This window comes from Streptomyces sp. NBC_01428 (genome assembly GCF_036231965.1).
GTDB lineage: Bacteria > Actinomycetota > Actinomycetes > Streptomycetales > Streptomycetaceae > Streptomyces.
In genome coordinates, this window is sequence record NZ_CP109499.1 from 3,665,062 (window position 1) to 3,676,807 (window position 11,746).

Below are 11,746 nucleotides of genomic sequence, written 5' to 3' on the forward strand. Positions count from 1 at the left end.
GGCCGCTTTCCGGCCGTTCCGTTCCCGCGCGGGCGGGGCTGCCGGGGACGAAAGCGGCCGGGGCCCCGCACAGAGGTGTGCGGGGCCCCGGCGGGGTGCTGTCACCGCGGCCGGTCCGGACGACGTCGCAGGTCAGGGCAACGGGACCGGCCGCGGAGCGGCGGGGTGTCAGCCCAGGCGCTGCACCAGCGCGCGGTACTCGTCCCACAGCTCCGTCGGAGTGTGTTCGCCGAAGGTGTTGAGGTGCTCGGGAACCAGTGCGGCCTCCTCGCGCCAGACCTCCTTGTCGACCGTGAGCAGGAAGTCGAGGTCGGCGTCGGCAAGGCCGAGTCCGTCGGTGTCGAGGGACTCCCGGGTCGGCAGGACGCCGATCGGGGTCTCGACGCCCTCGGCCTTGCCTTCGAGGCGCTCGACGATCCACTTCAGGACACGGCTGTTCTCGCCGAAGCCGGGCCACACGAACTTGCCCGCGTCGTTCTTGCGGAACCAGTTCACGTAGTAGATCTTCGGGAGCTTCGCCTGGTCCTTGTCCTTGGCGACGTCGACCCAGTGGCCCATGTAGTCGCCCATGTTGTAGCCGCAGAACGGGAGCATGGCGAACGGGTCGCGGCGCAGCTCGCCGACCTTGCCCTCGGCGGCGGCCGTCTTCTCGGAGGCCACGTTCGCGCCGAGGAAGACGCCGTGGTTCCAGTCGAAGGACTCCGTCACCAGCGGTACGGCCGTGGCACGGCGGCCGCCGAAGAGGATCGCCGAGATCGGCACGCCCTTCGGGTCCTCCCACTCCGGCGCGATGATCGGGCACTGCGAGGCGGGCACCGTGAAGCGGGCGTTGGGGTGCGCGGCGGGCGAACCGGACTCGGGCGTCCAGTCGTTGCCCTTCCAGTCGGTGAGGTGGGCCGGAGTCTCCTCCGTCATGCCCTCCCACCAGATGTCGTTGTCGTCGGTGAGCGCCACGTTGGTGAAGACGGAGTTGCCCCACAGGGTCTTCATCGCGTTGGCGTTGGTGTGCTCACCGGTGCCGGGCGCGACGCCGAAGAAGCCGGCCTCGGGGTTGATGGCGTACAGCCGGCCGTCCTCGCCGAAGCGCATCCAGGCGATGTCGTCGCCGATGGTCTCGACGGTCCAGCCGGAGACGGTGGGCTCCAGCATGGCGAGGTTCGTCTTGCCGCAGGCGCTCGGGAAGGCGGCGGCGACGTACTTCGACTCGCCGTGCGGGGGCGTCAGCTTGAGGATGAGCATGTGCTCGGCGAGCCAGCCCTCGTCGCGTGCCATCACGGACGCGATGCGCAGGGCGTAGCACTTCTTGCCGAGCAGGGCGTTGCCGCCGTAGCCCGATCCGTACGACCAGATCTCGCGGGTCTCGGGGAAGTGCGAGATGTACTTCGTGGAGTTGCACGGCCACGGCACGTCCGCCTCGCCCTCGGCGAGCGGCGCTCCGAGCGTGTGCACAGCACGCACGAAGAAGCCGTCGGTACCGAGTTCGTCGAGGACGGGCTGCCCCATGCGGGTCATGGTGCGCATGGAGACGGCGACGTAGGCGGAGTCGGTGATCTCGACGCCGATCGCGGACAGGTCCGAACCGAGGGGACCCATGCAGAACGGGACGACGTACATCGTCCGGCCCTTCATGGAGCCGCGGAAGACGCCCTTCTCTCCCGCGAAGATCTCGCGCATCTCTGCGGGAGCCTTCCAGTGGTTGGTCGGGCCCGCGTCCTGCTCCTTCTCGGAGCAGATGAAGGTCCTGTCCTCGACCCGGGCGACATCGGTCGGGTCGGAGGCCGCGTAGTACGAGTTGGGGCGCTTGATCGGGTCGAGCTTCCTGAAGGTGCCCTTGCGGACGAGCTCCTCGCTCAGTCGCTCGTACTCGGCCTCGGATCCGTCGCACCAGACCACGTTGTCCGGCTGGGTCAGTTCGGCGATCTCGTTGACCCACGAGATCAGTTCTTTGTGGTTGGTCGGGACGGGAGCCGCGATGTCGCGCGCCACGATTGCTCCTAAATGAGGGTTTTGTTGTTGTGCCCCGTGGGGGCTGCGACCCGGATGCTTCACGGTGGTTGACCCCCTGGCGCTCATCCGGTGCCGACCGCACTCATTTGATCATCCGACTGAACCGCCCATATGTCCAGAGGGCCTCACACCTGAGCGGAGTGAGCATCGCCACTCGCCGGAGGGTTTCCCCCCGCTTGCCTCGGGTTCACCGCGAGTACCCCCGCGCCGCCCGGCCGGCCGCGTGAGAGCATGGCCACTATTGGCGGCTCCTTATGTCGGACTGACGCGTAACTTACGGTTCCGTAGGTACGATTCGGACCATGACTGCGTCCGTCCCCGACGCGCCCACGGACTCGCCGGCCGCCGGCCACGGGTCCGTCGCGCACACCCTGTCGGAAGAGATCAAGCCCAAGCTCCGCGGCTGGCTGCACCTCGGCATGTTCCCGGCCGCCCTCGTCTCCGGACTGATCCTCACCGCGCTGGCGGACTCACCTCGCGGCCGTGTCGCGTGCGGGATCTTCGCCCTGACGGCCTGCCTGCTGTTCGGCGTCAGCGCCCTCTACCACCGGGGCGACTGGAGCCCGCGGATGGACGGCGTCCTGCGCAGACTCGACCACGCGAACATCTTCCTGATCATCGCCGGCACCTACACCCCGCTCACGATGCTGCTGCTCCCCGACGCCAAGGGGAAGTGGCTGCTGTGGAGCATCTGGGCCGCCGCGGCGGCGGGCATCGCCTTCCGGGTCTTCTGGGTCGGCGCCCCGCGCTGGCTCTACACCCCCTGCTACATCGCGATGGGCTGGGCGGCGGTCTTCTTCCTCCCGGACTTCATGCGCACCGGCGGCATCGCCGTCCTCGTCCTGGTCGTCGTCGGCGGTCTGCTCTACAGCGCGGGCGGGGTCATCTACGGCATCAAGCGCCCCAACCCGTCACCGCGCTACTTCGGCTTCCACGAGGTCTTCCACTCACTGACCCTCGCGGCGTTCGTCGTGCACTACGTCGGCATCTCCCTGGTGGCCTACCAGCACGGATGACCCCTCCCCGGGCGCCACCGGCCCCCGGGATCCCCCCTCTTCGGCAGTGGCCGCGACTCTCGAGTCGCGGCCACTGCGCGTTTCCCGGAGCCGCCCGGACGGACGGCGAACCCCGACGGGCGGCATGAAATGACAGCATGAATAGATTGACAGTCATATTCTTTTGAGAGCTACTCTCATTTCATGGTGACTATCACGCACGACGACACCGTCCGGCGCGACCCGCGCCGCTGGTGGGCCCTCGGGGCCCTGGTCGCGAGCATGCTCGTGCTCGGCTTCGACATGACGATCCTGAACGTCGCACTGCCGACGATGGCCCGTGACCTGGGCGCCTCCACCGGACAGCAGCAGTGGACGGCCGACGCGTACGTCGTCGTCTTCGCCTCGCTCATGCTCCCCGCGGGCCTGCTCGGCGACCGCTTCGGACGCCGCCGGATGCTCATCACCGGGCTCGGCGTCTTCCTCGCCGGATCCCTGGCCGGCGCCCTCGTCTCCGACGTGACCTGGGTGATCGTGGCCCGCGCCCTGATGGGGGTCGGCGGCGCGCTCGTCATGCCGCTCGCCCTGGCCGTACTGCCCTCGCTCTTCGGACCCGACGAGCGCACCAAGGCCGTCGGAGCCGTCTCCGCGGCCTCCGCGCTCGGCCTGCCGCTCGGTCCGATCATCGGCGGCTGGCTGCTGAACCACTTCTGGTGGGGCTCGGTCTTCCTGGTGAACGTGCCGATGGCGGCCATCGGCATCGCCGCCTGCGTGCTCCTGCTCCCCGAGACCCGCGACCCCGCCTCGCCCACGGTGGACACCGTCTCCACCGCGCTCACCGCGGTCGGCCTCAGCGTGCTGATCTACGCCATCATCGAGGCCCCGGGACGCGGCTGGGGCGACCCGCTGGTGCTCGCCTGCTTCGCCGGCTCCGTCGTCCTCATCGCGCTGCTCGTCGTCCGGGAGCGCCGCGCCGTCCGCCCGATGCTGGACCTCTCCCTGCTCGCGCAGCGCGGCTTCCTGCTCAACACGCTCGCCGCGACCCTCGTCATGTTCGTGCTCTCCGGCCTGATGTTCGTCCTGCCGCAGTACCTCCAGGCCGTCCTCGGCCACGACGCGCTCGCGACCGGCGTCCGGATGCTGCCGATGATGGGCGGACTGCTGATCGCCTCCCGGGCCGCCCAGCCGCTGCTCGCCCGGTTCGGGGCCCGCGCGGTGATCAGCGCCGGTCTGGTCACCCTCGCCTTCGCCGCGTTCCTCGGCAGCCGGACGACCGTCGACGACGGCTACGGCTTCACCGCGCTGTGGCTGTCCGTCGCCGGACTCGGCTTCGGCTTCGCCGTCGTCCCCTCCATGTCCGCCGCGCTCGGCGCCCTCCCCCGCGACCGGGCCGGCAGCGGCTCCGGCCTGCTGATGACCGTGCGCCAGGTCGGCGGGGCGATCGGCATCGCCCTGCTCGGCTCGCTGCTGGCCGGCGCGTACACCGACCGGCTCGACACCGCTGCCCTGCCCCGCGCGGCCGCGGACACCGCCGGCGACTCCGTGGTCGGCGCACACGTGGTCGCCGCCCGGCTCGGTGACCACGCCCTCGCCGCCTCCGCGGACGCCGCCTACATCCACGGCATGGACCTGGTCCTGCTCGTCAGCGGCGTCGCCGCGCTGGTCACCGCCCTGCTGGCCGCCGCGCTGCTGCCCGGCGCCCGCCCTTCCGTACCCGCGCCGAAGGAGGACACCACCATGGCCCCGGCTCCGGCCGATGCCGGACAATGAGGACCATGGCCGCCACCGCACAGAGTTCCACTCCCGCCGCGGAGCCCCAGCCGGGGCTCCGCGAACGGAAGAAGATCAAGACCCGCATCGCGATCCGCGAGGCGACGTACCGGCTCATCGAGGCACAGGGGTACGACGCCACGACCGTCGAGCAGATCGCGGAGGCGGCCGAGGTCTCCCCCTCCACCGTGTTCCGGTACTTCCCCACCAAGGAGGACATCGTCCTCACGGACGAGTACGACCCCCTGCTGGAACAGGAACTGCGGGAGCGCCCCGCCGACGAACCCTGGTTCGACTCCCTGCGCCACGTGCTCCACAAGGCCATCGGCCTCGGCGGGTCGGAGGAGCCCGAGGTCTCCCGGCTGCGGACCCGGCTGATGGTCGAGGTCCCCGCGGTGCGGTCCCGGATGATGGAGAGCGCCTCGGTCACCGGAAGGCTGCTCAGCCGGGCCATCGCGGAGCGCGTCGGCCGGGACCCGGACAGCCTGGAGGTCCGCGTCTTCGCCATGTCCCTGATCGGCGGGCTGATGGAGACCTCCCTGTACTGGGCCGAGACCGGCCACCGCGAGGACTTCGCCGACCTCGTCGACCGGACCGTCAGCGTCCTGGAGCACGGTCTGCCGCCGCGTAACCCGGAGGCCGCGGGAGCGCCCCGCATGTCATCCTGACCGCGTGAACGGACCGGAGATCCACATCGAATTCGCCCCCGAACTGGGGCTGTTCGTCCCGCACGCCCGCCGCGCGGGAGCCACCCCCGCCGCCACGGACGGCTCCTCCACCCTCGGCCACGTCGTCGAGTCGCTCGGCGTCCCGCTCACCGAGGTCGGCGCCCTGGTGGTGGACGGCACGGAGGTGCCCTTCTCGCACATCCCGGCGGCCGGCGAGTCGGTACGGGTCCGCGCCGTCGAGCGACCACAGCGCGTCCCCGGGGCTCCGCTGCGCTTCCTTCTCGACGTCCACCTCGGCACCCTGGCCCGCCGGCTCCGGCTCCTCGGCGTCGACGCGGCCTACGAGTCCACCGACATCGGCGACCCCGCCCTCGCCGCACGGTCCGCGGCCGAGCGACGCGTCCTGCTCAGCCGCGACCGCGGACTGCTGCACCGCCGTGAGCTGTGGGCGGGCGGCTTCGTCTACAGCACCCGGCCCGACGACCAGCTCCGCGACGTACTGGGCCGGTTCGCGCCCGAGCTGAAACCGTGGACCCGCTGCACCGCGTGCAACGGCCTCCTCGCCGAGGCGACCAAGGAACAGGTCGCGGACCGGCTGGAGGGCGGCACCGAGCGCTCGTACGACGTGTTCGCGCAGTGCGGGGACTGCGGGCGCGCCTACTGGAAGGGCGCGCACCACGACCGGCTGGAGACCGTCGTGGAACGCGCCCTCGCGGAGTTCGGGACCTGACGCCGCGTACCCCGGTTCCCCTCGGCAGACCGTGCCCGGAACCGGAGTCCGGGAACCGGCAGCCCGCACCCCGGCCCCTCGGCGGAACACGCCCGGCCGGGTGCGAACCGCGTCCCGTCAGGCGTTCGGGCTGATCAGGGTCGCGCGCAGTTCCTCGGGGTCGGTGGTCGGGGCGTCGCACACGAAGTGACGGCAGACGTACGCGGCCGGCCTGCCGTCCACCAGGGGCCGCCCGGCGAGCAGCGGCAGCTCGTCGCTCTCCGGCACCCCGAACGCCACCACCGCACCCGGCGCGGTCCCCAGAAGTGCCGTACGGCGCAGGGCCGTCGCGGCGGGATCACCGGACGCGCCGACGACCGCGACCTCCCGGGGCCCGTCGAGCAGCGCCTCCGCGACCGCGAGCCCCCAGCCGATGAACCGGGGCGCCCGCGGCCCCAGTGCCTTCACCACGCCCAACGCCCGCTCGGCTGCGGCGCGATGGGGCTCGGCGCCGGTCTGCGCGGCGTACGAGAGCAGAGCTCCGGCCGCCGCGCTCCACCCGGAGGGCGTCGCGTTGTCGGTGGGATCCTGCGGACGGCGGATCAGCTGCTCGGCGTCCGCCGCCGTGTCGTAGAGGGCGCCCGACTCCGCGTCCGTGAACTGCGCGAGGACGTGGTCGAGCAGGAATCCGGCGAACTCCAGCCAGACGCCCTCCCCGGTCACGGACGCCAGCGCGAGGAAGCCCTCGGCCACGTCCGCGTAGTCCTCCAGGACCCCGGCGTTCGAACCGGCCCGGCCGTCCTTGCTGGTCCGGGCGAGCCGCGCATGATCGTCCATGTGCAGGCGGACGAGGAGGTCGGCGGCGCCGATCGCGGCCTCCACCAGGTCGGGGCGGTCGAAGTAGGCGCCGGTCTCCGCGAGGGCGGCCACCGCGAGGCCGTTCCACGCCGCGACCACCTTGTCGTCCCGTCCGGGAGCGGGCCGTTCCGCCCGCGCGGCGAGCAGCCGCTCCCGCAGCGAGGCCACCTTCTCCGCGTCGACGACCCCTTCCTGCTGGGGCAGTTGGAGCACAGAGGCGCCCTCCTCGAAGGTGCCCTCCTCGGTGACTCCGAAGTACCGGGCGGCGAGTTCGGCGTCCGCGTCCCCGAGGACCTCGCGCAGCTCCGCGGGCGTCCACACGTAGTACGCGCCCTCGACGTGCCGTCCCGTGCCGTCGTCACTGTCGGCGTCCAGCGCCGAGGCGAACCCACCCTCGCCGGTGCGCAGTTCACGCACCAGGAAGTCGGCGGTCTCCAGGGCGACCCGCCGGGCGAGGTCCGACCCGGTGGACCGCCAGAGGTGGGCGTAGACGCGGCAGAGCAGCGCGTTGTCGTAGAGCATCTTCTCGAAGTGCGGGACCACCCAGTCGCGGTCGACGGAGTAGCGGGCGAAACCGCCGCCGAGCTGGTCGTACAGGCCGCCGCGGGCCATCCGCTCGCCCGTGTCGACGGCCATCTGGAGCGCGCCCTCGGAGCCGGTCCGCGCGTGGTGGCGCAGCAGGAACTCGATCACCATGGACGGCGGGAACTTGGGCGCCCCGCCGAAGCCGCCGTGGGTGGCGTCGTACTCCCTGGTGAGGCCGAGCAGCGCGCCCGCCAGGTCCTCCTCGCCGGGCACACTGCTGTCCCCGAAGTTCATCTCCCGCTCGGCGAGATCGCGGGTGATCTTCCCGGCGACCTCGGCGACCTCGTCGCGCCGCTCGGCCCAGGCTCCGGACACGCCCTCCAGGACCTGCCGGAAGGAGGCCATGCCGTGACGGGGCTCGGGCGGGAAGTAGGTGCCGAAGTAGAACGGCTCGGCGTCCGGGGTGAGGAAGACCGTCATGGGCCAGCCGCCCTGCCCGGTCGCCGCCTGCACGGCCTCCATGTAGACGGCGTCGACGTCGGGGCGCTCCTCCCGGTCGACCTTGACGCTCACGAAGTGCTCGTTCAGGTAGGCGGCGGTCGCCTCGTCCTCGAAGGACTCGTGGGCCATGACGTGGCACCAGTGACAACTGCTGTACCCGACGCTCAGCAGGACGGGCCGGCCGGTCCGGCGTGCCTCCTCGAAGGCCTCGGCCGACCAGGGCCACCAGTCGACGGGGTTGTCGGCGTGCTGGAGCAGGTAGGGGGACGTCTCATGGGCCAGTCGGTTCGGCATGCTTCCATCCTGCCTGACGGCTCCCCGCCCGGGGCGGGACGGCCTGCGGGCCCGGCGCGGGCGCACCACCCGATCCGCCCAACGCGGCCCGCCCCGCGGCCGGCGGCGGAAGGGTGATCGTCGGCCCTCTCGCGCTCAGGTCGCTCCCGAAGGACACTCATAGGCCAAGGAGTTGCTGCCGGAGGGGGACGTGACATGCGGGAGAGCCACCGGGCGGAGGCCGAGCGCCTGTTGGCCAGGGCCGTCGAGGAGGAGGTGCGCCGGTCGGGAGGGCGTGTCGACGGCGGGGTGCTGCTGTCGCGGGCGCGGGCCGCGCTCGACGCGATGGCGGAGACGGCCGCGGAGGAGTACGCGACGTACACACGGGCCCTGGACGAGGCGGCGGCCGGACAGCAGACGTTCGGGCAGCGCTACGCGCGCGAGGGGTCCGGAACTCCACTGCTGGTGGCCGCTGTTGGCGCGTTAGCGGCGGTCGTCGCCGACCTGGCGCTCGGTACCGGCGCGGGCACCGCCGTCGGTACCGGGGCGACGGTGGCGGTGGCGGGCGCCGCGGCCACCGTCCTCAAGGTGACGGCCACGCACGTGCCGGCCGCGAGCCGCCGCGCCGGGGCGCTGGGCCAGCCCGGCGGACCCGAACAACTGCGGCTCCAGTGGCTGACCGCCCTGGAGGTACGGGGCATCCGGCCGTTCCTCGACCAGCAGCGGGTGCTCAACGCGTCGACCGGCGCGAAGAAGGGTGCGCCCCAGCTGCGGCGCACCGACAAGAGCGCGGCAGCCCGCAGGCGCAGCGTCCTGGAGCAGTCCTTCGGCCAACTGCCGGAGTCGGAGGGCCCGTTCGCCGGGCGCCGGGCCGAGCTGTCCCGGGTCGCGCAGTGGGTGCAGGCGGCCCGGGCGAGCACGGAGACGAAGCCCACGGTCGTCGTGCTGCACGGCGCGCCGGGCTCCGGCCGCAGCACGCTCGCGATCCGCGCGGCGCACGCCCTCAAGGACCAGTTCCGCGGCGCGTGCGTGGTGGACCTGCGGGGCGACAGCCCGGACGACCCGCCGCTCACCACCCGCGACGCGCTGCTCCATCTGTTGAACCGGCTGGGCGCGCCCCGCGAACAGCTCCTGTTCCGTGAGCGTTCCTCGCAGGACCAGCAGGTCAGACGGCTGGGCGAGCTGTACCACCAGCATCTGACGGGCCTGCCGGTGACGATCGTGCTGGACGACGCGAGCGACGCCGAGCAGGTGCGCACCCTCGTACCGGAACGCTCGGAGAGCCTCGTCCTGGTCACCGCGCGCAAGCCGCTCGACCTGCCCGCCGACCTCCCCGCCTGGGTGCACCAGCTGCCCGTCGAGTCCCTGGACGCGGCGGGCGCGGAGGAACTGCTCACCGCGTCGGCGCAGGACCGCACCGGCCCGTACGACGCCGAATCGACCGACCAGGTGCGGGAGTTGTGCGGCGGGCTGCCGCTGGCGCTGCGCGTGGCGGGCTCGTCGCTCGGTCCGCGCACCGCCCGTCAGCTCGCGACCGACCTGGCGGCGTACGGCCCGGTGGAACCCGTCGAGCGGGTGCTGTGGCTGCGGTACACGGACCAGTCGGACCTCGGCCGCCGGCTGCTGCGCCGGCTGGCGCTGGCCGGCCGGGCCTCCCTCGGCGCCGCGGCGGCGGCCTCGCTCCTCGCGACCGACGAACCCGAGGCGACCCGGCATCTGACGGCGCTGTCGCAGGCGGGCCTGATCGACCACGTGCGCGGCAGCCGCTACCGCCTGCACGACCTCGTCCGGGCCTTCGCCGCCGCCCGGCTCCTCGACGAGGAGGAGGCGACGGAGCGTACGGCCGCGCAGGAACGCCTGATCGTGAACTACGCGGAGCTCGCCGACTCGGTGATCCGCCTGGTCGACGGCAAGACGTCGACGCGCGCCGACCAGTTCGGGCCGCACGGCTTCACCTCGCTGGACGCCGCGCTGCGCTGGCTGGACGACGAGTCGAGCTTCATCACGGCGGCCCTGCGGCACGCGGAGGGGGTGAACCAGTCCGCCGTCCTGAACCTGCTGGGCGCCCTGTGCGACTACTGCCTGCTGCGGGGCGACCTGTACCGCCTCGGCGAGATCAGCGAGCTGACGCAGGCCGTCGACCAGGGGCTGCTGGTCCGCTCGGTGCAGTGGCGCACCGGTATCGCGGCCCGTCAGCTCGGTGAGCTGGACAAGGCGCGGACCACGCTGGCGTCGGTGGTGGACCTGTACTTCGAGGCGCACCACGACGCGGGCGCGGCACGGGCACTGTGCTCGCTGGGCATCACGCTGCACCACCAGGGCAATCTGACCGAGGCGGCGGCCAAGCTCCAGGAGGCCATGGACCTGCAGGCCTCCCCGGAGCTGGCGGCGGACCGGGCGTGGACGATGCACGCGCTGGCGGCGGTGGAGCGGGACAGGTCCCGTCTCGCCCAGGCGCTGGACCTGCTGACCGAGGCGCTGGTCCTGCACCGCGCGAGCGGCTCGGTGCACGGCGAGGCGTGGGCGCACTTCCAGCTGGGGCAGCTCGGGCTGCGCATGGGTGACGTGCCGCGCGCCGACCGGGAGCTGCGTGAGGCGCTCGATCTGTACGGCCGTACCCGCGACGCCCGCGGTGAGGCCTGGGCGCTGACCCAGCTGGCGCGGGCCCGCCTGGTGGAGGGCGATCCGTCGTCCGCGGTCGACGGGCTGCGTCAGGCGGCGTCGCGTCACCGGGAGAACGAGGACGCGCGCGGCGAGGCGTGGACGGTGTACTACCTGGGCCAGGCGCTGGAGGAGACCGGCAATCTCGACCAGGCGGTGCGCGAGCTGGAGCGCTCACGGACGATGTTCTCCCGGATGCGGGACGTGTACGGGCTGGCGTGCGCCCGGCACCATTCGGCCCGGGTGACCCGCGACCAGCGGGCCGCGCAGACGGGTTCGCTGCGCAACTCCGGCTTCGCCCGCCAGCTCCTGGTGGACGCCCGGGCGGACTTCCAGCGCATCGGGGTGGCGCACGGCGAGGCCTGGACGTGTCTGGAGCTCGCCGTCGTCGACGCGGGCAACGGCCGCGCCCAGCAGGCCATGGCGCTGTGCGACGAGGCCGTAGGACTGTTCGCGTCGTACGGCGACCACCGCGGCGAGGACTGGGCGCGCTTCCTGCGCAGCACCCTGCTGCCGTACGCGGCGCCCGGCGGTTACGAGGTGGGGGCGGCGGTGGCCCAGGAGGAGCTGGCGCAGCTGGCGCGGACCGGCCACGCGACGCGGGACGGCAAGCTCGACGACTGCATCGAGGCCTATCAGCTCCTGCTGGAGCGGGGCGTCGACCTGGACGCCGGCTGGCAGGCGTGGCGTCTGGGCATGGTGCCGGGCCGCCACGCCCGTGACGTGATGGGCGTGGCGGTGAGGGCGGCCCGGGACTGAGGCCGCGCCGGGCCGGGCGA

General features: G+C 72.5%; 7 protein-coding genes. 5 read left to right on the plus strand and 2 right to left on the minus strand.

The window, feature by feature from the left end:
• Nucleotides 1–168: 168 nt before the first annotated feature.
• Complete coding sequence (locus OG406_RS15755; RefSeq protein ID WP_081219111.1) at nucleotides 169–1,986, minus strand: phosphoenolpyruvate carboxykinase (GTP); 1,818 nt, start codon at nucleotides 1,984–1,986, stop codon at nucleotides 169–171.
• Nucleotides 1,987–2,309: 323 nt separating this feature from the next.
• Between OG406_RS15755 and trhA the strand changes: the two genes are divergently transcribed.
• The 4 genes from trhA to OG406_RS15775 all read left to right on the plus strand — a co-directional run bounded on the left by trhA (nucleotide 2,310) and on the right by OG406_RS15775 (nucleotide 6,170).
• Nucleotides 2,310–3,023, plus strand: a complete 714-nt coding sequence (trhA, locus tag OG406_RS15760; protein ID WP_164372387.1) for a PAQR family membrane homeostasis protein TrhA — start codon at nucleotides 2,310–2,312, stop codon at nucleotides 3,021–3,023.
• Between the two features lie 183 nt (nucleotides 3,024–3,206).
• A complete protein-coding gene (locus OG406_RS15765) occupies nucleotides 3,207–4,772 on the plus strand; it encodes an MFS transporter (protein WP_329186284.1) in 1,566 nt (521 codons plus the stop codon).
• Nucleotides 4,769–5,440 (plus strand): TetR/AcrR family transcriptional regulator, encoded by a 672-nt coding sequence (locus OG406_RS15770; protein WP_385390945.1) that lies wholly within the window; start codon nucleotides 4,769–4,771, stop codon nucleotides 5,438–5,440. The genes OG406_RS15765 and OG406_RS15770 overlap by 4 nt, the downstream gene beginning before the upstream one ends.
• A 4-nt stretch (nucleotides 5,441–5,444) precedes the next feature.
• Nucleotides 5,445–6,170 carry a Mut7-C RNAse domain-containing protein gene (locus OG406_RS15775; RefSeq protein ID WP_164372384.1) on the plus strand — a complete coding sequence of 242 codons (726 nt, stop codon included), beginning with the start codon at nucleotides 5,445–5,447 and terminating at the stop codon, nucleotides 6,168–6,170.
• A gap of 117 nt (nucleotides 6,171–6,287) precedes the next feature.
• On the opposite strand, the gene OG406_RS15780 is transcribed toward OG406_RS15775, so the two are convergent.
• Nucleotides 6,288–8,327 carry a thioredoxin domain-containing protein gene (locus OG406_RS15780; protein WP_329186285.1) on the minus strand — a complete coding sequence of 680 codons (2,040 nt, stop codon included), beginning with the start codon at nucleotides 8,325–8,327 and terminating at the stop codon, nucleotides 6,288–6,290.
• A gap of 195 nt (nucleotides 8,328–8,522) precedes the next feature.
• Here OG406_RS15780 and OG406_RS15785 point away from each other — a divergent pair, with 195 nt between their 5' ends.
• Nucleotides 8,523–11,726, plus strand: coding sequence for a tetratricopeptide repeat protein (locus tag OG406_RS15785; protein WP_266616110.1), 3,204 nt, complete (start codon nucleotides 8,523–8,525; stop codon nucleotides 11,724–11,726).
• Nucleotides 11,727–11,746: the final 20 nt, after the last annotated feature.